At 67.2% G+C, this 23,657-nt stretch carries 23 protein-coding genes; 15 read left to right on the top strand and 8 right to left on the bottom strand.

The features are described from left to right. Window positions 1-400 precede the first annotated feature (400 nt). A complete protein-coding gene (locus BM064_RS05780) occupies window positions 401-982 on the bottom strand; it encodes a recombinase family protein (RefSeq protein WP_177236157.1) in 582 nt (193 codons plus the stop codon). Window positions 983-1,199: 217 nt separating this feature from the next. Here BM064_RS05780 and BM064_RS05775 point away from each other — a divergent pair, with 217 nt between their 5' ends. The 11 genes from BM064_RS05775 to BM064_RS05715 all read left to right on the top strand — a co-directional run bounded on the left by BM064_RS05775 (window position 1,200) and on the right by BM064_RS05715 (window position 11,124). Continuing rightward, on the top strand, window positions 1,200-1,532 hold the full coding sequence (locus tag BM064_RS05775; protein ID WP_092858761.1) for a hypothetical protein: 333 nt from the start codon (window positions 1,200-1,202) through the stop codon (window positions 1,530-1,532). Beyond that, on the top strand, window positions 1,520-2,278 hold the full coding sequence (locus BM064_RS05770; RefSeq protein WP_143103262.1) for an EMC3/TMCO1 family protein: 759 nt from the start codon (window positions 1,520-1,522) through the stop codon (window positions 2,276-2,278). The genes BM064_RS05775 and BM064_RS05770 overlap by 13 nt, the downstream gene beginning before the upstream one ends. 116 nt (window positions 2,279-2,394) lie before the next feature. Continuing rightward, entirely contained in the window at window positions 2,395-3,252 is an 858-nt protein-coding gene (locus tag BM064_RS05765; protein ID WP_092858757.1) for a type IV toxin-antitoxin system AbiEi family antitoxin domain-containing protein, read from the top strand. Continuing rightward, window positions 3,242-4,162 carry a nucleotidyl transferase AbiEii/AbiGii toxin family protein gene (locus tag BM064_RS05760; protein WP_092858755.1) on the top strand — a complete coding sequence of 307 codons (921 nt, stop codon included), beginning with the start codon at window positions 3,242-3,244 and terminating at the stop codon, window positions 4,160-4,162. The genes BM064_RS05765 and BM064_RS05760 overlap by 11 nt, the downstream gene beginning before the upstream one ends. A gap of 721 nt (window positions 4,163-4,883) precedes the next feature. Then, window positions 4,884-6,173: a nucleoside 2-deoxyribosyltransferase gene (locus BM064_RS05750; protein ID WP_245779061.1), complete on the top strand. Its 1,290-nt coding sequence runs from the start codon at window positions 4,884-4,886 to the stop codon at window positions 6,171-6,173. Further along, window positions 6,170-6,790: a 7-cyano-7-deazaguanine synthase gene (locus BM064_RS05745; protein ID WP_092858749.1), complete on the top strand. Its 621-nt coding sequence runs from the start codon at window positions 6,170-6,172 to the stop codon at window positions 6,788-6,790. The genes BM064_RS05750 and BM064_RS05745 overlap by 4 nt, the downstream gene beginning before the upstream one ends. Window positions 6,791-6,922: 132 nt before the next feature. Next, the gene (locus BM064_RS05740; protein WP_218160959.1) at window positions 6,923-7,468 is read left to right on the top strand and encodes an HhH-GDP family DNA glycosylase; all 546 of its coding nucleotides are present in this window, start codon (window positions 6,923-6,925) and stop codon (window positions 7,466-7,468) included. 1,092 nt (window positions 7,469-8,560) lie between these two features. Next, window positions 8,561-9,454, top strand: coding sequence for an ArdC family protein (locus tag BM064_RS05730; RefSeq protein ID WP_092858743.1), 894 nt, complete (start codon window positions 8,561-8,563; stop codon window positions 9,452-9,454). Next, on the top strand, window positions 9,451-10,062 hold the full coding sequence (locus tag BM064_RS05725; protein ID WP_092858741.1) for a hypothetical protein: 612 nt from the start codon (window positions 9,451-9,453) through the stop codon (window positions 10,060-10,062). Before BM064_RS05730 ends, BM064_RS05725 begins: the two co-directional genes overlap by 4 nt. 127 nt (window positions 10,063-10,189) lie before the next feature. Continuing rightward, the gene (locus BM064_RS05720) at window positions 10,190-10,423 is read left to right on the top strand and encodes a hypothetical protein (protein ID WP_143103261.1); all 234 of its coding nucleotides are present in this window, start codon (window positions 10,190-10,192) and stop codon (window positions 10,421-10,423) included. Then, the gene (locus tag BM064_RS05715) at window positions 10,420-11,124 is read left to right on the top strand and encodes a Fic/DOC family protein (protein WP_092858737.1); all 705 of its coding nucleotides are present in this window, start codon (window positions 10,420-10,422) and stop codon (window positions 11,122-11,124) included. Before BM064_RS05720 ends, BM064_RS05715 begins: the two co-directional genes overlap by 4 nt. Window positions 11,125-11,345: 221 nt before the next feature. Here BM064_RS05715 and BM064_RS26770 read toward each other — a convergent pair whose 3' ends face one another. Further along, complete coding sequence (locus BM064_RS26770) at window positions 11,346-12,062, bottom strand: Crp/Fnr family transcriptional regulator (RefSeq protein WP_177236156.1); 717 nt, start codon at window positions 12,060-12,062, stop codon at window positions 11,346-11,348. Window positions 12,063-12,170: 108 nt separating this feature from the next. Here BM064_RS26770 and BM064_RS05710 point away from each other — a divergent pair, with 108 nt between their 5' ends. Genes BM064_RS05710 through BM064_RS05700 form a run of 3 tightly spaced genes read left to right on the top strand, consistent with a single transcriptional unit; the run spans window position 12,171 to window position 15,884 of the window. Further along, window positions 12,171-14,003 carry a DUF3604 domain-containing protein gene (locus BM064_RS05710; RefSeq protein WP_177236155.1) on the top strand — a complete coding sequence of 611 codons (1,833 nt, stop codon included), beginning with the start codon at window positions 12,171-12,173 and terminating at the stop codon, window positions 14,001-14,003. A 4-nt stretch (window positions 14,004-14,007) separates the two neighbouring features. Then, a complete protein-coding gene (locus tag BM064_RS05705; protein WP_092858733.1) occupies window positions 14,008-14,877 on the top strand; it encodes a peptidyl-prolyl cis-trans isomerase in 870 nt (289 codons plus the stop codon). Next, complete coding sequence (locus BM064_RS05700; RefSeq protein WP_218160958.1) at window positions 14,874-15,884, top strand: HupE/UreJ family protein; 1,011 nt, start codon at window positions 14,874-14,876, stop codon at window positions 15,882-15,884. Before BM064_RS05705 ends, BM064_RS05700 begins: the two co-directional genes overlap by 4 nt. A gap of 256 nt (window positions 15,885-16,140) precedes the next feature. On the opposite strand, the gene BM064_RS05695 is transcribed toward BM064_RS05700, so the two are convergent. From BM064_RS05695 to BM064_RS05685, 3 genes are all read right to left on the bottom strand, one after another. Beyond that, on the bottom strand, window positions 16,141-16,773 hold the full coding sequence (locus tag BM064_RS05695) for a tyrosine-type recombinase/integrase (RefSeq protein ID WP_092858731.1): 633 nt from the start codon (window positions 16,771-16,773) through the stop codon (window positions 16,141-16,143). Between the two features lie 179 nt (window positions 16,774-16,952). Continuing rightward, on the bottom strand, window positions 16,953-18,287 hold the full coding sequence (locus tag BM064_RS05690; protein WP_092858729.1) for a metal-dependent hydrolase family protein: 1,335 nt from the start codon (window positions 18,285-18,287) through the stop codon (window positions 16,953-16,955). 310 nt (window positions 18,288-18,597) lie between these two features. Next, window positions 18,598-19,506 (bottom strand): LysR family transcriptional regulator, encoded by a 909-nt coding sequence (locus BM064_RS05685; RefSeq protein ID WP_092858727.1) that lies wholly within the window; start codon window positions 19,504-19,506, stop codon window positions 18,598-18,600. A gap of 96 nt (window positions 19,507-19,602) precedes the next feature. On the opposite strand from BM064_RS05685, the gene BM064_RS05680 reads away from it, so the two are divergent. After that, on the top strand, window positions 19,603-20,421 hold the full coding sequence (locus BM064_RS05680) for an SDR family NAD(P)-dependent oxidoreductase (protein WP_092858725.1): 819 nt from the start codon (window positions 19,603-19,605) through the stop codon (window positions 20,419-20,421). Window positions 20,422-20,497: 76 nt separating this feature from the next. Here the strand turns inward: BM064_RS05680 and BM064_RS05675 are convergent, their stop codons facing one another. From BM064_RS05675 to BM064_RS05665, 3 genes are all read right to left on the bottom strand, one after another. Next, a complete protein-coding gene (locus BM064_RS05675) occupies window positions 20,498-21,823 on the bottom strand; it encodes a relaxase/mobilization nuclease domain-containing protein (protein ID WP_092858723.1) in 1,326 nt (441 codons plus the stop codon). After that, window positions 21,820-22,275 (bottom strand): plasmid mobilization protein, encoded by a 456-nt coding sequence (locus tag BM064_RS05670; protein ID WP_092858721.1) that lies wholly within the window; start codon window positions 22,273-22,275, stop codon window positions 21,820-21,822. The genes BM064_RS05675 and BM064_RS05670 overlap by 4 nt, the downstream gene beginning before the upstream one ends. A gap of 320 nt (window positions 22,276-22,595) precedes the next feature. Continuing rightward, the gene (locus BM064_RS05665) at window positions 22,596-23,597 is read right to left on the bottom strand and encodes a LysR family transcriptional regulator (RefSeq protein ID WP_092858719.1); all 1,002 of its coding nucleotides are present in this window, start codon (window positions 23,595-23,597) and stop codon (window positions 22,596-22,598) included. Window positions 23,598-23,657: the final 60 nt, after the last annotated feature.

Raw genomic sequence — 23,657 nt, 5'->3', positions numbered from 1 at the left:
GTCGGTCGGCGCGGATCGCAAGATGTGCGCCGCGGGGTCTGCCGGGAGGTCTGACGCTGGGCGCGAGGGTCGGTCGGCGCGGATCGCAAGATGTGTGTTGTAGTACAACACCATCTTGGCAAGGGGGCCCGCTGCGCGCCCCCGTTGCATCCCCCCGGCCATGGGCCTGACCCCGGCATCGAGCCGGCGTCAGTCCGGGACGTATCGGCGTTCCATCCCTCGCAGAGGAGCCTTCGGCGCTCCCCTGCACCCCATCGACCGGGGGCCTTCGAGCCCCCTGGCCCCCTGACCATGTCATGAAGACCGGGCGGGAGATCGTGCTCTCCCTCCTGGGCCTCCCATCGAGCGCGGACGGCGATGGGGCATCCCTGACCTGGAGATCGCTCCGCCGTCAGGTATGTCAGAAATCGCCCGTCGAGGCGGCCTGCGCCTCCTGCCGCTTCAGTGCGCGGGAGAGGCTCCATGGCGCAACGCCGAGCTCCGTCGCGAGGTCCTTCACCGTCGCGGGGCCGGCGCGCAATTTCCGCCGCGCCTCCCGCAGGGTCTCGTCCGTGAGCTTCGGAGGGCGGCCCAGCCTTCGGCCCCGGCGCTTCGCGGCGGCCAGGCCCTCCTTGGTGCGCTGCGAAAGAATCCGGCGTTCGAACTCCGCGATGGCGCTGATCACCGTGTAGACCAGCAGGCCGCTGGGGGTGCTGGTGTCGACCTGAAGATTGACGATCCACATCGAGACACCCCGCGCCCGCAACCGGTCCAGCGCGGTCAGCGCGTCGATCGCCGAGCGGAAGGCGCGGTCGAGGTCCCAGACCACGAACATGTCCCCGGGTTGCAGCTCGGCCATCACCTGGTCGAAGACAGGTCGGCGAGGCCCCGAGGCCGAGGCATGCTCCACGTAGAGCGCGTCGCAGATCGCCTGCAGCCCGTCGACCTGCCGGTCCGGGCGCTGGTCGGCGGTCGAGACCCGCAGATATCCAAGCTTCTTCATGCGCGCACGCTTCCTTCCGCCGCCGCCCGAACGCATGCGGCTGCAACCTAAACGACCCTTTCCGTGCGTCGTGTTCCCGGGAAGTTTCGCGGCGGCGGCGCAGGCCGGTCGCGACGGCATTTCCCACATTCAAGATAATTGTAGCACAAGCGAATGGGCCTATGCCAATTTTTCACAATAACGGTCGTATATGTGGAGAGGCTGCTCGAATAATACTGTGAAGACGCTGCGCAACGAGGCGGTGCTCTTCGCCGCGCTTGCTTCGCTTTCAGCCGTCTCGGCCCAGGCCGAGAGCTTCACCGCCGGAACCGTCATGCAGAAGATGGAGGAGCGGGAGCGCTACGCTTTCGTCGCCGGCGTGGTCGAAGGCCTCGCCTTCGCCCGCTACAAGGCCGATGGCGACAGCCCGGCCGGCATGAGCTGCATCTACACTTGGTTCTATCATGAGGACGGCGCCGTCGAGACGGTCTACGCCGCCTTCCGCAAGTTCCCGGACAACACGCCCGCGGGCGTCGTCTCCGCTTTGATCCGACGGAGGTGCGACGGGTGAGGCTCGATTTCGACAGCGCCGTGCAGGTCCATGTCCGCACCGCCCGGGACGTGTGGCGCCGCGCGACCGTGGAAGAGGGGTTCCGCCGCCAGGCCGAGCGCATCCGCGACCAGCAGGAGAAGGAGAAGGCGGCGCAGGAGAGTTTCGACGACGCGGTCGAGTTCGTCGCCATCGCCACGATCACCCAGATGCAGGTCGATCGGATGCAGGACCGGCTGTCCGTCCATGACGCGGCGGTGATCCGCGCCCTGATGGACAACCGCGAAGCGCTCGACGCCGTGCAGGCGGCCATCGGCGAGAAGCTGGAGCAGGCCTATGTGCTGGAGGATGGCCGTCGGGTGTTCAAGACCCGCGACGGCACACGCGTCTTCGACGAGCACGGCCTCGAGCTGGAGCCCGAGGATCTGGACCCCGAAAGCATAGAGGATTTCCGGCCCCGCTGGGAGGACTACCAGAGCGACCTGGAAGCCCGCCTCGCGCTCCAGCAGGAGCGGGACGAGCTGCTCGATTATCAGCAGCGGCTGGACGCGGCCCAGGCTCGTCTCGAGGAGGGGGAGGTGGATCCGGCTGCCTTCGCCGACATGGAGGCGCTCCTTGTCGAGGATGTCCCAGACGCCGTGCGCCGCCAGCTGCCTTCGAACGAACCCGCGCATCTGCGGGCGCAGCCTGCCGAGCCTGCGGCTCTTGCGGACCGCCTTGCGCCCGGAGCGGAGCCACTCGCCGAGGTCGTGTGGGAACTTCGATGACGGAAGCCGGTCCTCCTGCTCCGGTTTATAAAGTCACCAGTTCGCTCAGTCTGATTGATCCAGCGCCACCGCTCGCAAACTTGCACTCGGTTTGCAATCATGCTAAAATACTCAATATGACTGACTCCAGAGCCTCGCATCTGAACCGCCTCGCGCAGGACCTCCCCGAAGGCCTGCTGGTCGACGGAGCCTGGCTCGAAGGCCACGGTATCGCGAGCAACCTCCGCGCCTACTATGTAAAGAGCGGCTGGCTCGACCAGCCCGTGCGCGGCGTCTACCGTCGGCCCAGCCGCTTCCTTCGCGATCTCAGCTGGCAGGTGGTGGTCCTCTCGCTCCAGAACCTGCTCCGCGAAGACCTCGTCGTCGGCGGACGCACGGCGCTCGAGATGCATGGCTTCAGCCACTATCTCGACCCAGAGATCAGGACCGTGCATCTCTACGGTCCTCGCAAGCCGCCCGTCTGGGTCTCGCGCCTTGGCCTGCCGCAGAGCTTCGTCCATCACAATAATCGAACCCTGTTCCGCAACGAACCCATCGCTTACGGCCTCGGCCATCTCGCGCTGGACCCCGTCGCGGGCACGGCCCGCGACACGGCGCAGCTGCGCGGCGGCGGCATCGAAGAGATGACCTGGGGCCGGTGGGAATTGCCGCTGACCCTCTCCAGCCCCGAACGCGCCTATCTGGAGATGCTGGACGAGCTGCCGCAGCGGGAAAGCTTTCACCAGGCCGACATGCTGATGCAGGGCGCCGCCAATTTCCGCCCGCGGCGGCTGCAGAAGCTCCTCCAGGACTGCGCCAGCGTGAAGGTGAAGCGGCTGTTCTTCTTCTTCGCCGAGCGGCACGGCCATGCCTGGCTGAAGCGGCTCGACAAATCCGCCGTCGACCTCGGCAAGGGCAAGCGCATGCTGGTGCGGGGCGGCCGGCTCGACCCGGTCAACCTGATCACCGTGCCGGAGGATCTGGATGCCCATTGAGGAGCGATACCGCCGGCAGGTGAGCCTACTGATGCGGATCCTGCCGCTGGTCGCGGAGGAGCGCGACTTCGCGCTGAAGGGCGGCACGGCGATCAACCTCTTCCACCGCGACCTGCCGCGCCTCTCCGTCGACATCGACCTGACCTATCTGCCGCTGCATGACCGCCCGGAGGCGCTGGCCGGCATCGACGCCGGCATGCGGCGCATCGAGGCCCGCATCCTTGCGGACATCCCTGGCGCCCGCGCCGCCCGCGCGGAAGCCGAGGGCGCCATCCGCCGCCTCACCGTCACCGCGGCCGGCGCGCGGGTGAAGGTGGAGATCTCCCCGGTCCTGCGCGGCGTGGTCAACGCGCCCCGCGACATGGCCGTCAGCGAGGCGGTCGAGGACGCCTTCGGCTTCGCCGAGACGCAGGTGGTCTCCTTCGAGGATCTCTATGCCGGCAAGCTGCTCGCGGCCCTCGACCGCCAGCACCCGCGCGACCTCTTCGACGTACGCGACCTCCTGCGCCGCGAGGGCTTGACCGACGCCCTGCGCGAGGCCTTCGTCGTCTACCTCATCAGCCATCACCGCCCCATGGGCGAGGTCCTCTCCGCGCGCCCAAAGGACATCTCCCAGACCTTCGAGCGCGGCTTCGACGGCATGACCCTCGAACCGGTGACCCTCCAGGACCTCCTCGACACCCGCCGCGAGCTGGTCGCGCAACTGGTCGGCGCCATGCCCCCCGCCCACCGCACCTTCCTTCTCGGCTTCGAGCGCGGCGAGCCCGACTGGACGCTGATCGCCACGCCCCACGCCCGCGAGCTGCCTGCGGTGCGATGGCGGGTGCGGAACCTCGAGACGCTGTCGGTGGACCAGCGAGAGGCGTTGGTCGGCGATCTGGCGAAGGTGCTGGCGGTTCGTTCCGAATGAGCCAAAGCTGCATCGCGAGCTGCAGCCTGTACATTCGGACGAACATCGGCGGTCGTCCGGTCAGCTATCGGCCCTGAGCCGACCTTTAGCCCCGGCATGGATTCTGCGCTCTGGCCAACAAATGTTGCCGTTCGCGGCGTTTTCTTGCCTGAGTAACCATCGGAAATGCCTCAATCTTTTTGCTCGTCGAAGTCTACATTTACGCCTTGCAACATCGCATGAACTGAATTTACGCCTTGCAACATCGCATGAACTGAAAGACCATCGCAGGAACACAAAATGCTGATTTGAGGGATGGTATGGGTAGCACTGGCTCTGGAAGCTTCTCGGACTACCCTGGCTCGCGTCCGAAAGAGGGTGGTGAGGGAGCCGGGGGTGGCGGCGCAAGTGGGGAAGATCGCTGCGCCCGGGCATTCTCCTGTGCCCTCGAAGAGGTCGAGCAGTGTGACTACTTCACCACAAGCGGCGGCGTTCCTCCGGCCAACACGGCGCTAACCATTGAGCAGCGCGGCCGGTTGTTCGCCGTCGACTCGAGCGGCCAAACCGTGGGGGCGCTGCCAACTAGCTTCAACTATCTCGCGGACTGCATGGCTGCGGGCTTCACCTATGAGGGGCGCGTCAACTCCTCGGCATCGGCTCCAGTTGCATCGGTCAACGTGGACGTCGCGCCGCGCACGCCATGAACCCTAAACAAGGCCTTCTACTGGTCGGCGAGGTCTATGTGGATTTCACCCTGCCGAAGGCAGGTGCTGAAAGTAAGCTACGGCTCGGCGGCATCGTTCACGCGGCCCGCGGGCTGTGGGCAATAGACGCGGACTTTTCCGTGGCCGCTGTATGCCCCGGCTATCTGGTCAATCAGGCGCGAGCCTACCTCGAACGCTTGGGATGCAGCGAATTCATCTGGCTGGCAGAGGTGAATGGTGCGCCCAACGTCATGGCGATTGGCGATCCGACCGAACTCGCGGACCAAGCCTATCAAGACATCCTGAGGGATGAAAAATCTGTCGAATACCGCGGCGAAGTTGAAGTACTAAAGACCTTCAAAACCTGTCTGATTTTCCCTGGAAAGTACGATCTCAAGGTCCTGAGATCCCTACTTGCCGAGGATGTTCAGGCAAGCTTCGATATCGCCTATGATCTGCCGAACCTTCAATCGCTCTCACCGTTCAAGGGAAGCATTGCCGCCGTAGTGACTTCTACATCGTCTCCAATGTTCCTGGAGACAGCGACGAAGGATATGTCCAGCCTGCTGGCTGATCTGCGCGATCTGTCGCCGCAAGCTATCCTTCTGAAGGAAAATCGCGGCGGCAGCCGTGTGTTCGATCTTCGCGGTGACAGGGCCGACGAGATTCCGGCGCTCCTCGGCGAAACTGTCAACTCGGTCGGTGTCGGTGATGTGTATTCAGCGGTTTTCGCGTCCATGCTGGATGGCGCCGTCTTTGATGCCGGATGGAAGGCAGCGCGCGCTGCAACGTGCTATGCTCAGACGACCTACCCGGACGACTTTAAAAGAGATGTCCAGCGCAGCCTCGCGCTCTCCGTCGGCCAAATGCGCGGCTTGGGCGGAACATTTCTGCCTTGGCATGCACGGCCGGACTTTCAGATATACTTCGCCGCTCCCGATTTTTCCTACATCGACCGCACGCACCTCGAAGAAACACTTCGGGCGCTAGCCTATCATAACTTTCGGCTTCGCCGCCCGGTACAAGAGAACGGAGAGCTAACACCGCAAAGCTCGATGCATCAAATGCGAGCCGCATATCTGGGCGACTTGGGCCTTCTCGAGGAGTGTGATCTTGTTTTTGCACTGCCGCTGGAGCGGGATCCAGGCACACTTGTTGAAGTTGGCCTGGCTCTTGCTTTGAAGAAGCCCGTGATCACCTTCGATCCGCTCAATGAGAATACCAATACCATGGTGATGGCGGGTAGCACGGTCTATTCGGACAATCTCGATAGATGCCTAAACGGCCTCTTTGAAGTTATTTCGAGAATAAGGGCGGCGGAGTCATGAAGAAGGCTGTCGTCATGGTCTCTGGAGGGCTCGATTCGACAACGGTCTGCTATCTGCTGGTCACCGAAGGGACAGAAGTTCATCCCATCTTCTTCGATTACGGCCAACACTGTGCCGAGACAGAATGGGCGAAAGTGCAGGAAGTCCTCCCGCAGGAGGCGATGCCGCCAGAACGGCTTAATATCTCGGACGTCTTCAAGGGCTCGCCATCACGGATGATCGTGGAAGCCGACCTTTGGAAAGAAGCCGTCTCAGATGACGACCTGTACCTTCCGTACCGGACGATGCTGTTCTTCGCTGTGGCCGCGGCTCGCGCCCAGACGCTTCGGATCCTCGACGTGTATTCGGGCTTCATCAACAGCAATCATGCCAAGGAAATAGACTGCAGCACCGAGTTCATGAACGGCCTCGAAGAGCTCTCACGTGGTGTCGGCGCCGTACGCTTTCATGCGCCTTTCCGCGAAAAGACCAAGGCCGACGTTGTCCGACAAGCGCTGGACCTTGGGGTTCCTATCGGTCGAACCTTCTCTTGTCAGGCGTCAAGTTCCTTTCCTTGCGGGGCCTGCCCCAACTGTGTAGAGAGGCTCAATGCCTTGATGGAAGCTGGCCTCGCGTAAGCAGGAAAAATAGAAGTGGCGGAAAACCTAAAGAATTCAGACGCTCTGCATGCCGCCCGGCGCGTTGCCGACCATGCTGTTCGGACTGGTGTTCTGGGATCGCGCGTCACTTGCAGACCCGTATATCAGCACATGGGCGCGGTGCTTGCTGACTCGGTCCTACAAGCTGGGCTGAACTACGCGAAAGTTGTGAAGCCCCGCATTGCAACTATCCTCAGAACCTTCCCGCACGCCACAACCACGAACATCGTGATGGGGGTGATCGAGCAGGAGGGAAGCCCAAAGTTCCTGCAATGGGAGCATCGGGAGAAGGTGTCACGCTTTGACAATTTGGTCGGCTTTATGGCCAAGTCGGAAATTGACAGCATATCCGAGTTGAGCAGAGCACTACAGGACAAGAGCTTTCGGATGGAGATCCGGCAAGTGAGAGGTGTCGGCCCAAAAACCGTTGATTACATGGCCTGCCTGGTGGGTGTGGATTGCATCGCTGTAGATCGCCACATCCGGGGCTTTGCTGAGCTCGCGGGATTGGAGGACGACAGCTACGATTATCTTTGCGAAGTATTTAGTTTTGCGGCAGACTTGTTATCCATCTCTCGACGTGAATTTGACGCGAGTATCTGGCGTTATCAGTCAGAGCAAACCACTCGACAACTGTCGCTTGAATTCATGCAATAGGATCTTGTGACTGTTTGCAGCTGAATAGGCATATTTCAGTTATTGAGTCCCCTCTCGCTCCTCAAAACTTAAAAATAAATGACAATTGTCAGAAAATCCTTGCGGCTCTGCGCGAACAGCTTTCAGCACTTCCCAATTGCATGCATCGCACAGCGTTCATCAGAGTCCTCCGGCCCCGACTTCCGACAAACTCAAACTAATGCCTATAGATTGCAGCTATCCGCTTTTTCTCAGATGCGATAACAAAAATTTTTTGCTACAATGTTCGCCGCTGAACGGCCACTTTCTCCATTAGTGACGGCTGGCTCACAGGTACCGTGAGCATCAGCTCCCCACAAACAGCGCCTATAAGTGTTCCCGCGACCGGTAGCTCGTTTGAATGTCCCTTTTCGCAGCCGACCAGAGTTGCCCTCGCGGTCGCAGCGACTTCTGCTTCCGCCCAGACTTCCGAGATCCGGGCGACTCCGCGTCGAGACGCAGTGAAGGTCCGGTTCGGGGAAGCTCGGCCGATGGCTGGGAACGGGGCTGAACGTCCGCAGTCCGCCCTAAACCTCGATGCCTACGCCCCCTCCGCGCGCCGCTCCGGAAACAGGCTCGGACTCCGTCTCGCGGCCAGCGCGGCGGGGAGGGCGAGGGGCAGCCGGGCGCGTGGTGAGATTGAGGCAAGGACGCCGCGCTCGAGCACGGCTTCGAGGATCGCGCCGGCGTTCCTGGGCTGCATCAGGCTCTCCATGAAGCTCACCTGACCGGCTGCAGCGGGCATGTTTCGGCGGGTCCGGCCCTGCCGGACCGGGCTCTCGTGAACCGAACCCGCGAAGAGCGGTTTCGGCCATTCGGCTTCGATCCCTCCCGCGGCTGAAGACGGCCTTTCGGCCGACGTCGATCCCTTTCGTTCGGGGGCCATGCGGCCCCCCAGCCGTCAAGGCCAAGCCCTCCGCAGGCTCCGGGCGGAGGACGGGCGACCGTGGCTCGGCTGCGCCTGCGCCCGCACCAATCCGCCCGCCCTCCGGCCTGTGACGGCCTACCCCCCGCTCATTGCCGCGCGGCTAGTCGGGTTGCATGCGCAACCCGCTGACCAAGGAGAAAAAGGCAATGAAGACGGATGTTTACAAGGAAGTCACCGCCGCCATCGTCGCGGATCTCGAAAAGGGCGTCCGCCCGTGGCTGAAGCCGTGGAGCACCGGCACGCTGGCCGGTCAGGTCTGCCGGCCCCGGCGCTGGAACGGGCAGGCCTATTCGGGGATCAACATCCTCAGCCTGTGGAGCGCGAGCTGCGCGAAGGGCTACGTCTCGCCCACGTGGATGACCTTCCGACAGGCCCAGGAGCTGGGCGGTCAGGTGCGCAAGGGGGAACGGGCGGCGCGCGTCGTTCATGCCGGCGAGACCCGCAAGACCGAGACCGCCGAGGACGGCAGCGAGACCGAACACGAGATCCGCTTCCTCAAGGCCTATGCGGTCTTCAACGTCGAGCAGATCGACGGACTGCCCGAGCGATACCACGTCGCGCCCGAGCCGCGGCCCGACGCGCCCCAGCGCATCTCCCATGCCGACGCCTTCTTCGCCGCGACCGGGGCCGAGATCCGCCATGGCGGGACCAGCGCGCATTTCGACCTGCGGGCCGACGTCGTGCAGATGCCGCCGCTGGAGGCCTTCCGCGACGCGGAGAGCTATTACGCGACCCTCGCCCATGAATGCACCCATTGGACGGGGCAGGCCTCGCGCCTCGCCCGGGAGTTCGGGCGCAGCATGGGCAGCGCGACCTATGCGCGGGAGGAGCTGGTCGCCGAGCTCGGAGCGGCCTTCCTCTGCGCCGACCTGCATCTGACGCCGGAGCCGCGGGAGGACCACGCCGCCTATCTCGGGAGCTGGCTCAAGGTCCTCAAGGAAGACTCGCGGGCGATCTTCAAGGCCGCCGCCGCGGCCCAGAAGGCGGCCGAGTTCCTCCACCATCTGCAGGGCGCGTCCGACGCGAGGAGCGCGGCATGAGCGGCCGGGGCGACGGCGCCGGCGCGGGTCAGCTGGGCTTCGACGCCCTGCTGGCCTCCGCCGACGCCGCGAACGAGGCGCGCCGCTTCGCGCGCAGCGCCTCGGACCTCCCGGAGAGCTTCGAGGCGGCGGTCCCGTCTCTGCGCGCCCTGATCGAAGACCATCATGCGGCCATGCTGGCCGCCGACGGGGACCGGGTCTCCCAGCTGCGTCATCGGGCAGCGCTGCTGGCGCAGAAGCTGAACGGCGGCGACCGTGGAATCCTCGCCGGCCCGGACGCGCCGGGATGCCGGCTCGCAGCCACGACCGCAGCCACGCCGGGTCGCGTGCCCCTCTGGGGACAGGCGGGAGTCTTCGACCTCGACCTGCGCGGCATGCAGGTGCGCATCGAGATGGACGGGGTCTACGACATCGGCGCGTCGAGCGGCTTCTGGCCCGGCTTCGCGGCCCGCGCCGTGCGCAGGGACCGCCCCTTCTTCAGCGAGACGGGATTCCGCAGCTTCCTCGGCATCGCCGGCGCGCCGGCGCCCGGCATGCTCCCCGACCGCTTCGCGGCCGCGGTGATCGAGGCGCATATCGACCGCAAACGCGAGAGACGGGGGCGATGAGCGGCGCGAAAAATTTCGCGGACGGGCGGGGCCCGTCCGCTTTCCCGCGCCAGGCGGCGATGGTGGCGCCAGACGATGCTCGCGGCTCGAAATTTGTAGATGGCACAACAACATGGTAGACTCTGAGATGACTAGAAAACGCTTGCACCCCAAAGACCTATTCACCTCTCAAAGCCCCGAGGCACGCGCTTGGCGCGCGAAGCAGGCCGAGGTGGACTCGGAGATCGAGGGCCTCCCCCGCGACCCGGAAGCCGCCGCGCTGGCCGCGCAGATGGAGCGCGACGGCGTACCGGACGAGGAGCAGATCGCACGTCTGATCGCGTACTTTAAGATGCGCTCCGGCAATTCCTCGCTCGAATGAGCCGTGAGCGCTTCGAACAGGACGCCGCCACACATGCGGCCCTGTTCTATCCGGGCACGGACGTCATGGTGAACCTTCTGGGCCTCAGGGACTCGGAAGAGTTGGCGCGCGCCGAACGGCAGCTGGTCGAAGCCCGAACGCTGCAGCTGCCGCCTGTGGAGGCTAGGCAATTCGACTACCATGGTTTCCGCGACCTTCATCGCCATCTTTTTCAGGACGTCTACTCGTGGGCGGGGGAGGAGCGCACCTACCTCACCGCTCGCGGCCCCGCGCCATTCGCCAGACCCGAGTACATCCGCACCTGGATGGACGCCCGCTTCGAGACGCTGCGCGCGGAGGGTTTTCTGGCCGTTCTCGACGCGCACCGCTTCGCATGGCGCGCAGCAGAGCACGTCAACGAGATCAACGCCTGTCATCCCTTCGTCGAAGGCAACGGACGCGTGCAGCGCGCCTGGCTCCGCCTCCTGGCCGCGGAGGCCAACTACGAGATCGAGTTTCGCAGGAAGGACATCGCGGCCTGGAACGAGGCCTCCCGCAAAGGCTTCACGGATGCGGACCACGAGCCGATGGCGCGGCTGATCGCAGCGCGAATTTTCGGCGAGCCGGTCAGGGAAGAGGCGCGGCGCGCAGCGTTCCTGAAATCACGGTCTGCCGGCGCGGAGAAAAACCACTGCGACCGCACGTCTGGCCGCACAAGGTAGCTAGAGCGGTCCGAGGTTCCGCTAAGGACATTGGGCCGGACGGGGCGGGAAGCTGTCGTTCGCAGCGATCTTGTCGAATGTCCGCTCATTGTATTCAGACGCCGCGAGCGAGCGGTGGTCGGCGGCCTGGGACGCGAAGCTATGCGGTCTGCAACAAGCTCCGGCGCTGGCCGTGAAAAGGCCCGGACCGGGTCCCTCCAGGGCCCGGCAGATCGACCCGATCAGCCGCGGTGACGCTCCAGGATGCCGGGGTCGAGCAGTTCTATGGCGCGGAAACCCAGGTGCAGGGCGCCGGCCTCGGAGAGGGTGCGCAGGGCGTCGCCGGCGGCGTTGCGGGAGAGGTTGGCGATCTCGGCGAACTCCTCCTGCGAGATCGGGATCGCGGGCGGGTCGAGGGCGGCGCCGGCCGCGTAGTGCAGGCCGGAGCCGAGGAGGATCTGCAGCATCCGGGCGGTGCGCTGCAGGGGGGAGCGGATCCGGAAGGCGGCGTGCACGGCGAAGGAATGATCGACGACGCCCACCGTGATGTGGGCGATGGCTCGGTATGGGTCGAAGCCCGCCGCCTCCAGCGCGACGACCGTGGAGGGGGGCAGATAGGCCATCCGGCAGTCGGTCCGCGCCACGTGCGTGCCGCGGCGAGGCGTGCGGGTCAGAAGCGCGGCGTCGCCGAACCACCAGCCGCGGGAGGCGACATGGACCAGCGACGGGGGCGCGCCGCCGGGCGCGAGGACCACGTCCAGCCAGCCCTCGGCCAGGCCGTAGAGGCCGCCCGGCTCGCTGCCCTCGTCGAAGACCGTCTCGCCTTTCGCGACGCGGCGGGTCACGCAGGCGTCCAGAACCGCCTCGCGCAGGGCGGGCGGCTGGGCGCTCAGCCAGCCGCGGGAGGCGAGCGCCTCGCGATCCGCGCGATCCAGCGCGCCGGGTCTCGAATGTCCCATCGGTGGGCAGTTTCCTTTCGCGATCTGCGCCATGCTGCATGCCGAAGACTCGCCCCCTCGCGCAACCGCCGCGCGCATGGCGGGTTCGGTTGGTCCGGAGTTCGTCCCATGTTCGCCATAGCCCGCTTCCCCCGCCTTCGCGCCGCCTGCCTCTGCGCGGTCCTGCCGCTGGCCACCCCCCTGGGCGCGCTGGTGCAGGCATCCGAGGCGGACGCCCCGCGCAACCCGCTGAAGGAGGCGTATTTCGGCGAGCAGCACGTGCATACCGGCGTCTCGATGGACGCCTTCATCGCCGGCAACCGCCTGACCCCCGCCGACGCCTACCGCTTCGCCAGGGGCGAGGAGATCATGGTCAACGGCGCCCTGCACAGGATCAAGCGCCCGCTGGATTTCGTCGCCGTCACCGACCACTCCGAGTTCATGGGCGAGGCCTACAGCCTGATGAACGAGGGCGCGCCCGGCTACGACCACGAGATCGCCGTCGCCTTCCGCGAGGCGCCCAACCTGCAGGTGGCGCTTGGCCTCTACTGGAAATACGTGCTGCTGCCGCTGTCGGGCGGCGGCGATCCGCACCCCGCCTTCTTCCAGGGCGAGGAGGCGATCAAGTCCACCTGGCGCAAGAACATGGAGGCGACGGAAGAGCACTACGAGCCCGGCGTCTTCACCACGGTCCACGCCTACGAGTGGACCTCGGCGCCCGGCGGCTCGAACCAGCATCGCAACGTGTTCTTCCGCGACGCCAATGTGCCGGAGGTCCCGTTCTCGTCGAACGAAGGGGCGGACCCCGAGCAGCTGTGGGCCTGGATGCAGGCGCAGCGCGACGACGGCAAGCGGGTCTTCGCGATCCCCCACAACTCGAACGAATCCAAGGGCTTGCACTTCGCCGAGGCGAGCCTGACCGGCGTGCCCATCGACCGGGACTACGCCGAGCGACGCTCCAGCATGGAGCCGCTGATCGAGATGATGCAGGTGAAGGGCAACTCCGAGGTCGTGCCCAACTTCTGGCCCAACGACGAGTTCGCCGACTTCGAGAACGCCGTCACCATCCAGCAATTCAACGGCCGCGGCTTCGTGAAGGAGAACTTCGTGCGCTACGGCCTCGGGCGGGGCATCCGCTACCGGGCCGAGATCGGGGTGAACCCGTTCAAATACGGCTTCGTCGGCGGCACCGACAACCACAACGGCACGCCCTCCGACGTGGCCGAGGACAACTACACCGTCGGCAGCCATGGCTACGCCGACCGCACCGCCGACGTGCGCGCCACCTCCTCGCTGGACGGGGAGATGCTGATCGCCGACGCCAACCCCGGCGCGCTGACCGCGGTGTGGGCCGAGTCCAACACCCGCTCGGCGATCTGGGATTCGATGATGGCGAAGGAGACCTTCGCCACCTCCGGCCCGCGCATGAAGGTGCGCGTCTTCGCCGGCCAGGGGTTCGCGGACAGCTACGAGAGCTACGACGCGATGGTGACCGACGGCTATGCGAAGGGCGTGCCGATGGGCGGCGACTACGAAGGCGACGCGGCGCCCCAGTTCCTGCTGTGGGCGATGAAGGACCCGATCGGGCCGAACCTGGACCGCATCCAGATCATCAAGGGCTGGGTCGAGAACAACGAGCAGCACGACACGATCTTCGACGTGGTGGCCTCGGGCGACCGGCTGCAGGCCGACGGGACGGTGACGCCCATCGACGCGCCCATCGACCTCGCCACGGGCGCCTTCAATGCCGAGAAGGGCGACCCCGAGCTGATGGGCGTGTGGACCGACCCCACCTGGGACCCAGGCCAGAACGCCTTCTACTACGTGCGCGTGCTGCAGCTGCCGACCGCGCGCTGGACGCTCTACGACGAGATCAACGCCGGCGTGACCTACCCCCCGGAGGTGAAGCGGGAGATCGTCGAGCGGGCCTGGGCCTCGCCGATCTGGCACGAGGCGAACTGAGCCCATGCTGCGGACGTTCCTGAGGGAGCCCCTCGTCCACTTCCTGGCGGCGGGGGGCCTGCTGTTCGCCGCCTGGTCCTGGGTCGCGCCGGAAGGGGAGGTCGAGGCCGACCCGTCGGTCGTCGTGCTCGACCAGGCGCGGCTCGACCACCTGACCACCCTGTGGCGCGCCCAGTGGCGGCGCGATCCCGCGCCCGCGGACCTCGAGGCCATCGTCTCGCGCCATCTCCGCCAGGAGGTGTTCTACCGCGAGGCGGTGGCGATGGGCCTGGACCTCGACGACGACATCATCCGCACCCGTCTCGCCCAGAAGATGGAGGCGGTGGCCGCCGACCTGGGCGCGCTGATGCAGCCCCCGACCGAGGACCAGCTGCGCGCCTTCCACGCCTCGCGCCCGGACCTGTTCTCGCTGCCCCCGGCCATCGCCTTCCAGCAGGTGCTCTACCTGCCCGCCGAGGCGGATGCGGAGCGCCTGTCGCAGGTCCTGGCCGCGCTGCAGGCCGGCGAGGCGCCGCCCGCGGACCGGCGCAACAAGCTCTCGATCCCCTTCGACTGGCCCCTGACCCCGGCCCAGTCGCTGGACAACGCCTTCGGCGGCGGCTTCGCCGAGTCCCTGGCCGAGATGCCGGCGGGGGAGTGGGCCGGCCCGGTCCGCTCCGGCCTCGGCCTGCACCTGGTGCGCGTGGCCGAGCGCCAGCCCGCCCGCCTCGCCCCCTACGAGGCGGTGCAGGAGCTGGTCGCGCGCCAGTTCGACTACTACGCCGTGCTCCAGTCCCAGGACCGGCTGTTCCAGGAGCTGCTGGCCCGCTACGAGGTGCGCATCGAGGCCGAGGGCGTGCCCGAGGCGACGCGCCGGGCGTTCGCGCGGCCATGATCCGCCGTCTCGCCCCCCTTCTGCTGCTGCTCGCTTCCCTGCTGGCGCTTTCCACGCCCGCCCGCGCGCACGAGATCCGGCCCGCCTACCTGCAGATCGAGGAGCGCGCGCCCGGCCGCTATGACCTGCTGTGGAAGGTCCCCGCCCGCGGCGGCATGGTCCCCGACATCCGCCCCGTCTTCGAGCCCGCCGCCGGACCCGAATTCGACCTCCGCCCGCTGCCCGGCGCGCGCGAGACGGCCGGCTTCGCCCTGTTCCGCTACGCCCTGGCCGGCGACACCCCGCTGCCCGGCGCCCGTCTGCGGATCGAGGGGCTGGAGCGCACGGCGCTGGACGCGCTGGTCTCGGTCTCGCTGCTGGACGGGAGCCGGCGCAGCTTCCTGCTCAAGCCCCGCACGCCCTCGGTCGAGATCCCGCGCGCCCCCACCCCCTGGCAGGTGCTGGCGAGCTACACGCGCCTTGGCCTCGAGCACATCCTGGCGGGCATCGACCACCTGGCCTTCGTCGCCGCCCTGATGCTGGTGGCGCGCGGCTGGCCGATGCTGCTGAAGACGGCGACCGCCTTCACCGCCGCCCATTCCATCACCCTGGCGATGGCGAGCCTCGGCTACGTCTCCCTCCCCCCGCCCCCGGTCGAGACGCTGATCGCCCTCTCGATCCTGCTGGTGGCGGTCGAGGCGGTGCATCTGCGCCAGGGCCGCCCCAGCCTCGCCTCCCGCCGCCCCTGGATCGTGGCCTTCGCTTTCGGCCTCCTCCACGGCTTCGGTTTCGCCGGCGCCCTGCAGGAGATCGGCCTCCCCCGGACCGAGCTGTCCCTGGCGCTCCTGTCCTTCAACCTGGGCGTCGAGCTCGGCCAGCTGGCCTTCATCGCCGCGATCCTCCTCGCCCTCTCGTCCCTCCGCCAACTGGCCCTCCTGCCCGCCGCCGCCCCGCGCCTGGCCGCCTACGCCATCGGCACGGCCGCCGCGTTCTGGGTCTTCGAACGGCTCGAAGCGATGTTCGGTTGACGCGGGCGACCTGCCACCCTCGCCCCCGCGCGGCACGGCGTGCCGCGATCCCTCCAGTCTGCCGCCGAGCGACATGGCCCATTCGAGACCCGCGCGCCGTTCGCGTGAGGTTGCACCTATCGCTCTCTCCGCAGGCCATCGTGGCCCTTGATTAGGCGCCATCAGAGGCGGCCGCGACGGGGGGCTATAGCGGTCGCTCGCATCAGCGAGCGTGCATGACCGCTCAGAGCCGATCGCGAACGACCGGCCCTTGCGTTCAGATTTCAATGCGCTCCGAGATCTCCAGCGCGTCTTCCAGCTCGATCCCGAGATAGCGCACGGTGCTGTCCATCTTCGTGTGCCCCAGGAGCAGCTGCACCGCGCGCAGGTTGCCCGTCTTCTTGTAGATCTGCGCAACCTTCGTGCGGCGCATGGAATGCGTGCCATACGCGCTTGGCTCGAGCCCGATCGACGAGACCCATTCCTTCAACAGCCTGGCGTACTGGCGGGTCGAGATGTGCATCCGGTCATGGAAGCGCCCCGGCCAGAGGAAGGCCGAGCCGATCATGGACGGGTCTTGGATCCATCGAAGGAGCGAGGCTCGGGTCCCTTCGGTGATCTCGAACTGAACCGGCTTCCGGGTCTTGCTCTGGAACACCGATGTCCGCTCCTTGACGCGGCCGGCGGCAAAGACGTCCGCCACCTTCAGGCGAACCAAGTCGCAGCCGCGGAGCTTGCTGTCGATCGCGGTGTTGAAGAGCGCGAGGTCGCGGACGCGCTCGGCGAGTTCCAGTCGAACGCGGATCGCCCAAACGTGCTTTGGGAACAGGGGGCGCTTCTGCCCGACGATACGGCCACGGTTCCAGGCCGGTCGCACGGGGCGGATCATCGGAAGGTTGCAGGTGGGCATGACGATGCCTCCGCCGCTCCTCCCAACCTCATCGCCGGCGCCTTGCCGGCCGCATCATCATAGCATGGGGATGCCGCGCTGCGGCGTGGCGGCTTCGAGCCCGACGCAGACGCCCTGGCGCCGGCGAAGCCCGCAGCGGCGCGGCAAGTCTCGCTATCGGATGTGCCGAGCATCCGGGGTCACTCCAGGGCGTTCTTGTGGATCACGCCGTCCTTCATGATCAGGTCGAAGCTTCTTTCCGGTTCGGCGATCAGGTCGATGGTCGCCAGCGGGTCGCCGTCCACGAGGAGGAGATCGGCGTAGGCGCCTTCCTCGATCACGCCGACCGGCCCCTCCCGATAGGGGCTGCGCGGCCCGCTCAGGGCCAGCAGCGCGGCATTGCCGCTGGTCGCCATCCGCAGCACCTCGAATGGCGTGAACCAGCGGGTCATCTTGGCGAGCTGCTTGCCCTGCCTGGCGGCGAGGCCGGAGTCGAACTGAACGTCCGTTCCCCACGCGATCCTCGCCCCGTGCTTCCTGGCGAGCTCGTAGGCGGCATCGGTGCCGCGAGTCATCTGCAACAGCTTGGCCCGGTTCTCCGATCCTTCCGGGAACGGGATCGCGTCTTCGTCGTCCAGGAACGGCTGCATGCTCAGCCAGACATCGGCCTCGACCGCCATCCGCACGGTTTCCTCATCGATGAGCTGGGCGTGCTCGATCGATTTCACGCCGGCCCGGATGGCCTGCCGAATGGCTTCGGGCGTGTAGGCGTGCACCGCCACATAGGTCTTCCATGCGCTCGCGGCCTCGACGGCGGCTTTCATCTCGTCCTCGGTGTATTGCACGACGTCGAGCGGATCGTAGTTCGACGCGACGCCCCCGCCCGCCATCATCTTGATCTGGCTCGCCCCTTTCATCAGCTGCTCGCGCGTTGCGCGCAGCACCGCCGGCCGGCCGTCCGCGATCGCCATCCAGCCCCAGCTCTCGGTGAAGTGCGGCTCCCGGCCCGGGAGACCGGGAAGATCGTGCGCCCGGGATCGATAGTCGCCATGCCCGGAGGTCTGCGAGAGCATCGCGCCGGATGGCCAGATCCGCGGACCGGCGATCCGGCCTTCGTCGATCGCGCGCTTCAGCCCGAAGGTCGGCCCGCCGACGTCGCGGAACGAGGTGAAGCCGCGCATGAGCATCCGCTCCGCAGCCTGGCCCTGGACGATCGCGATGTAGATGAGATCGGCCTCGAGCAGGACGTCATAGGGCAATTCCGTGTGCATCAGATGCGCGTGCATGTCGATCAGGCCGGGCATCAGCGTGCGTCCGCCGCCGTCGATCACGGTCGCGCCCTCGGCCGGGATCTCGTCGGTGGAGATCCTTGCGATCAGATGGCCTTCGACAAGCAGATTTGCATCCTCGAGCAGCGCCTCGTGCACGCCGTCGAAAATGCGGACGTGGGTGAAGAGGGTTCGTGGCGCCTTGTCCTGTGCGATCGCGGGCGCGGCGCAGAGCGCGAGGACGGCTGCGGTCAGAAGGCGCTTCATCTTGCTCTCCCTCGTGGCGAACGCGGTGCAGGATACGCGCCGGCGGAGCCGGCGGCGTTGACCGCCATCACCGCCGGGGGCGGCGGATGCCTGGCCACGGCGCGAACTCGGGACTAGCGCGCACGTGTCGAACGCGCCGACGAGTTCTGCGCAGATGCGGCGGCGGAGAAGAATATCCGCTTCGTCCGCACAGCCGACCTTCTCCAGGCACGTCATGCTGCGCGACAAACGAAAGGCGGCTTCGGTGGCGCTGCTCGGCAGCTTCGGCCCGAGGGCGAAGGTCCGGTTAGGGCCGCTGGCGACCGTCCGCCTACATCACTTGTCCCTCTCCGCCCGCCCGTCGCAGGCGCTGCAGAAACAACTCGAAGGCGCGGGTGGGCTGGCGCCGGCTCGAATAGTAGGCGTGATACCCGGCGAAGGGGGGACACCAGTCGGGGAGGACCTCGGTGAGGCGACCCTCCGCGAGGAAGGGCGCGGCGAGGTCCTCTAGCATATAGACCAGCCCCGCCCCCGCGCAGGCCGCTGCGACGAGCGCGTCTCCGTCGTTGACGACGATCGCCGGCGAGATCTTCACGGTCTCCGCGCGCCCGTCCCGCTCGAACGCCCATGGCGACACCGTGCCGCCGGCGTTCCGGTAGCCGATGCAGCGATGCGCCGAGAGGTCGCGCGGCGTGCGCGGCGGATCGCGGGCGTCGAGATATCGCGGCGCCCCCACGACGACCGCCCGCAGCGGCGGTCCCACGGGCACGGCGACCATGTCCATCTCGAGATCCTCGCGCAGCCGGATCCCGATGTCGAACCGCTCCGCGACGATGTCGACGTGCCGGTTCTCCACGCTCAGTTCCGCCTCGATCTCGGGATGCGCTTGGACGAGCCATGAGAAGGCCGGCCAGACGAGCGTGTCGGCGGCGTGCTTGCCGCAAGTCACCCGCAGGCGGCCGCCCGGCGCCTCGCGCAGCTGCTCCAGGTCCTCGAGCTCGGCGTCGATTTCGGAGAGGACCGGGGTGAGGGTGTCGAGCAGCCGCTCGCCCGCCGCGGTCGGCGCCAGGCTGCGCGTCGAGCGGGACAGCAATCTGATCCCCAGGTCGCCTTCGAGGCGCTTCACCGTCTGGCTGACGGCGGACTGGGTCACGCCGAGGCTGCGGGCCGCAGCGGTGAAGCTGCGCTCGGCGGCGACGCGGTGGAAGATGACGAGATCGGCGAATCTGCGCGGGTCCATTCATTAACTCTGCTTCTGGGCTCTGCAAATTTCCAGGCGCTAATAGAGGCCGGCATCAGTGACTTCATAGGTGAACCAACCTGAGAGGAGCCAACGATGACTGGGAAAGTATGGTTCATCACCGGGGCCGGCGGAGGCCTGGGGCATCTGCTGGCCCGCGACGCGCTGGCTGCGGGCGACAAGGTCGTCGCGACCAGCCGGACCGTGGACGGGCTCGCCGAGCGCCTCGGCGCTCCGGATGACGACCTGCTGGTGCTGCCGCTCGACGTGACCGACGCCGGCGCGGCCTCGGCTGCGCATGACGCGGCCATCGAGGCGTTCGGGCGTTTCGACGTTCTGGTCAACAACGCGGGCCGCGCGCAGCTCGGGTGGTTCGAGACGATCCGGGACGACGACGTGCGCCGGCAGTTCGAGATCAACCTCTTCGGAGCGATGAACGTCGCGCGCGCAGTGCTGCCGACGATGCGCCGGCAGCGCTCGGGCCTGGTGGTGACCATCTCTTCGGTGAACGGCCTGGTCTCGAATCCCGGCGGGTCGGTCTATTCGGCGTCCAAGTTCGCGCTCGAAGGCTGGATGGAAGGTCTCGCCGAAGAGATCGCGCCGCTCGGCATCCGCTCGCTCATCGTCGAGCCGGGGATGATGCGCACGAAGTTTCTCGATCCCTCCAGCGCCCGGCTCGGCGACGCGGAGATCGCCGACTACGCCGAGGCGGCGGCCGGCTTCCGAAGCTTCATCGCGCAGGCGAACGGCGCGCAGGAGAACGATCCCCAGGCGCTTGCAGCCCTGATCGTCGCCGAAGCCGCGTCTGCATCCCCTGCGCGACGCCTGCTGTTCGGCGCGGACGCGCATGCCTGGGCCGGCGACAGGTGCCGACGTCTGGCGGAGGAAATCGAGGCTTCACGGGCGCGCGCCTGAGCGCGGACGATGTCGGCTTCGGTCCGCTGGCTGCCACTTGAGGCGAGAAGGTCGTTGCAATCCGGTAGGATCGAAATCAAGGGTCCGGAGAGAGCCCGGCCACGGCGCGGCTCCAGCGACCTCGGTCTACCGGCTTGGCATCGGGGGCGTGCGCAACATGGCATTCTACGTCGGGAACCTCGCTCCCAGCCAGGGGCGAGCCCAGATAGCGTCCGATGTCCTGGCGCAGTTCGGCGGTACGCCCTGCGGCGCGCCTGCGAACTTCCCTTTCCTCCTGCCGCAGCGGCCGTCGCTCGCCAAGTTGCCGTGTGGCCAGTCGGTCCTGCTCGTCCTGATCCCGCGCCGCAGCCGCCTCGGCCTCCTTCTCGTTCTGACGCCTGATGCGGCGGGTCTTTCCGCTGACCAAGTCCCATAGGCCGCCAAGGCCGTGACGGAAGCGTGCGGCGCGCAAGCGAACTTCGTCGATCTCGCGGGCCTCCTGGCGTGCCCGCTGCGCTTGGCGCTCTGCGCGCTGGCGGTGGCGCAGGGCATCTTTCTGGGCGCGAAGCCTTACGGCGCTCTCCGCCAATGCCGCTTCTTCCTCGCGGAGGAAGCGAATGAGCCTCTCGCTCATCCGCGCGGCGATCATCGCCTGGGCGTCTGTGATGTTCGGCAGGTCGGCTACGTCGCTGACACGGTTCTTCACCGCCTTTGCGGTTTCGCCGGTCCAGCGGGAAAGCGAATAGGGCTCACACCGCCAGTCGACGGCGACGAAACCTCGGCGATCTCCTCGGGCAAGGAGGAATCCCTTCTCGTCAAGTGCCCCCTTGAGCGCCTCGCCGCTGTCTGAAGCTGCCCAGCATTCCCGGAACAGCAGCTTCAGAGCCTGCGGGTCCTGCTTCGTCCGTTTCGCCTGCTGCCACTCCTCGCGGGAGAAGTTCATGGGGTTTCTGTTCGCTTGGTCACGCAGGCCGTTGGGAAGGCGCCAGCTGTTGTCCAGGTAGAGTTCGCGCGATACCTCGCTCAGGCGACGCTTGAAGAAGGCCAGGTTGATCGCCGTCATCTTCTCGACATCGATCCGCGACCACACCGCATGAGCGTGACGGCGGCCTTCCTTCTCATGGAACACCACCGCGCGGGGCTGGCCTGAAAGCCCGAGCTTCGTCTCGATCCGCTCGAGCGCGGCCTCGAAAACCGCAACCGGAACCACCTCATTCTCCGGCGGACTCAGGCTGAGAGAGAACATGTGCTGGCGGCAGCGCGTGCCCTTGGCCACCGCCTCCATCTCGCGCAACGCTCCGCGCAGCGTTCCGGCCGAGACGCCCCGCAGCTCATGGAGCTCGACATGATCGTTCTCATCCAATCGCATGAGATGGGCGGCAAGCTTCGCCGCCCCGCCTCGCTGGGATCCCTTGAGGATCACTCGTCGCCCTCCGCCGGATAGCCAAGGGCGCGCATCAGTTCCGCCTTCATCGCGAGGACGGCGGCGCAGGCACGGAAGAGATCCTCCTCGACCTCCCGCGTCAGCGGCAGGGCGCCGATGTTGGCGGCGCGGGCCAGCTGGTTGAGGTTGTTCGCGATGCGCATGTGGCCAAGCATTCCCAGAGTCTGAGCCAGAGCCGCATGATCCTTGACCGGCGCCGGTCGGCGACGCGTCCGAACCATGAGATCATCCTCGAACACCTTTCGACGGATGAAGGCGCCGAGCGGCTCGCCTGCGGCGGCGGCTTCAAGGCGTGCCCGCTCCTCAGGGCTGAGGCGCAGCGAGAAGGGGGGAGACGTCTTTTTCTTTGCCGGTCGTGCGGTGCGTTTGCAGGCCGCCGCATCGAAGTCGGCGGACGCATTCGGGGCAGGATCACGCGGCTTTCCGGTCATGGCTGCGGCCCCGACCAGTCATGTTCCACATGGCGAAGCTGATGTTCCCAGTCCTCCAGAACCTCGAACAGGTCGTTCGAAGTTTCTTCGTCAGGGTGCGCCATCCCCCCATCGACCGACGATCCCTGACCGGCTCCGGCCTCTGCGCGAGCCGTCGCGATGCGCGGCCCGGGCGGCCCGGGCGTGCGGCGATCGCCGCCGCCTCGCCGGGCGGCGCTCCGCCGCTGCGCCGCCGACCGCGGCGGCCGAGACGTCGGCTCAGGCCCCTCGCCCGGCGTCGATGCCGCGCGTCCCGGCGCGGGGCGCGGGCGGCGGCGCGCTCAGACGGCGCCCGGCAGCTCGATGGTCGAGAGGAAGTGCTTGGCGTGCTCGAAGAACGCCGCCGGGGCGAAGCGCAGGCCGCCCCCCGCCCCGGTCATCAGCGCGAAGCGGTTGCTGGGCAGGCCCGGGTCCTCGAGCCGGCGGAAGCGCAGCGCGCCCGAGGCGATCTCGGACTGCGCGCCGATCGGCGTCATCACCGAGGCGTAGCGGCCCGACCGCGCCAGCTCCACCAGCATGCGGATCGAATCCGCCTCAACCAGCGGCGGCAGCGACGGGGCGGCGCGCAGCAGGAACGGCTCGATCACCGAGCGGATCGAGATCTCGGGCTTGGCCACCGCCAGCGGATGCGAGACGCAGTCGGCGATGGTCAGGTGGGGCGTGTCGGCGAGCGGATGGTCGGGCCGCATCAGCGCCCCGATGCGCACGTCGCGGCGCAGGGCCACGTCGATGCGCGCCGGCGGCGCCACGGCGATGAAGCCGAAGCCCACGTCCACCTCGCCCGCCGCGAGGCGCGAGATCACCTCGGCGGCCGGCAGCACCGCCACGTCGAGGTGGATGCGCGGGTGGCGCCGGCCGAATTCGGCGATCAGCAGGGGCAGGAAGCTCAGCCCCACGCTCTCGATGGTGGCGATGCGCACCCGGCCGGTGCGCAGGCCGCGAAGCATGTCGAGCTCGGCCACGGCGGACTCCAGCGGCGCCGCGATGCGGCGGGTATGACGGAACAGGATCTCGCCGGCCGGGGCCAGCTTCAGCCGCCGCGCCTCGCGCTCGAAGAGCTCGAGGCCCAGCGCATCCTCGAGCTGGCTGATCTGGCGCGAGACGGCCGAGGAGGCGACGTTGAGCCGGCGCGCCGCCTCGCGGATCGAGAGATGCTCGGCGGCGGCGTTGAAATAGATCAGGGCGGGCTGGTGGAACACCCGCGCGAGCAGCGCGGGCGAGAGCGCGTCCTTGCGGGGGCGGTCTTCGTCTTCCAGCTCGGCGGGCGCGTCGACATGGGACATCGGGGGGGCTCTTGGCAGGGGTCGCCGGCGCGGCGCGCCGGGAGCGGGTGTTGCCGGCGC

The organism is Albimonas pacifica, assembly GCF_900113695.1.
In the GTDB taxonomy this organism is placed as follows: Bacteria; Pseudomonadota; Alphaproteobacteria; order Rhodobacterales; family Rhodobacteraceae; genus Albimonas; species Albimonas pacifica.
Note: the sequence above shows the minus strand (reverse complement) of the source record. Positions and strands in the feature narration are given on the sequence as shown.

Bases quoted from the DNA above. Each gene is read 5' to 3' on its own strand.
- BM064_RS05780 (WP_177236157.1), bottom strand. From the start codon at position 982: ATGAAGAAGCTTGGATATCTGCGGGTCTCGACCGCCGACCAGCGCCCG.
- BM064_RS05765 (WP_092858757.1), top strand. From the start codon at position 2,395: ATGACTGACTCCAGAGCCTCGCATCTGAACCGCCTCGCGCAGGACCTC.
- BM064_RS05760 (WP_092858755.1), top strand. From the start codon at position 3,242: ATGCCCATTGAGGAGCGATACCGCCGGCAGGTGAGCCTACTGATGCGG.
- BM064_RS05745 (WP_092858749.1), top strand. From the start codon at position 6,170: ATGAAGAAGGCTGTCGTCATGGTCTCTGGAGGGCTCGATTCGACAACG.
- BM064_RS05740 (WP_218160959.1), top strand. From the start codon at position 6,923: ATGGGCGCGGTGCTTGCTGACTCGGTCCTACAAGCTGGGCTGAACTAC.
- BM064_RS05730 (WP_092858743.1), top strand. From the start codon at position 8,561: ATGAAGACGGATGTTTACAAGGAAGTCACCGCCGCCATCGTCGCGGAT.
- BM064_RS05725 (WP_092858741.1), top strand. From the start codon at position 9,451: ATGAGCGGCCGGGGCGACGGCGCCGGCGCGGGTCAGCTGGGCTTCGAC.
- BM064_RS05720 (WP_143103261.1), top strand. From the start codon at position 10,190: ATGACTAGAAAACGCTTGCACCCCAAAGACCTATTCACCTCTCAAAGC.
- BM064_RS05715 (WP_092858737.1), top strand. From the start codon at position 10,420: ATGAGCCGTGAGCGCTTCGAACAGGACGCCGCCACACATGCGGCCCTG.
- BM064_RS26770 (WP_177236156.1), bottom strand. From the start codon at position 12,062: ATGGGACATTCGAGACCCGGCGCGCTGGATCGCGCGGATCGCGAGGCG.
- BM064_RS05710 (WP_177236155.1), top strand. From the start codon at position 12,171: ATGTTCGCCATAGCCCGCTTCCCCCGCCTTCGCGCCGCCTGCCTCTGC.
- BM064_RS05705 (WP_092858733.1), top strand. From the start codon at position 14,008: ATGCTGCGGACGTTCCTGAGGGAGCCCCTCGTCCACTTCCTGGCGGCG.
- BM064_RS05700 (WP_218160958.1), top strand. From the start codon at position 14,874: ATGATCCGCCGTCTCGCCCCCCTTCTGCTGCTGCTCGCTTCCCTGCTG.
- BM064_RS05695 (WP_092858731.1), bottom strand. From the start codon at position 16,773: ATGCCCACCTGCAACCTTCCGATGATCCGCCCCGTGCGACCGGCCTGG.
- BM064_RS05690 (WP_092858729.1), bottom strand. From the start codon at position 18,287: ATGAAGCGCCTTCTGACCGCAGCCGTCCTCGCGCTCTGCGCCGCGCCC.
- BM064_RS05685 (WP_092858727.1), bottom strand. From the start codon at position 19,506: ATGGACCCGCGCAGATTCGCCGATCTCGTCATCTTCCACCGCGTCGCC.
- BM064_RS05680 (WP_092858725.1), top strand. From the start codon at position 19,603: ATGACTGGGAAAGTATGGTTCATCACCGGGGCCGGCGGAGGCCTGGGG.
- BM064_RS05670 (WP_092858721.1), bottom strand. From the start codon at position 22,275: ATGACCGGAAAGCCGCGTGATCCTGCCCCGAATGCGTCCGCCGACTTC.
- BM064_RS05665 (WP_092858719.1), bottom strand. From the start codon at position 23,597: ATGTCCCATGTCGACGCGCCCGCCGAGCTGGAAGACGAAGACCGCCCC.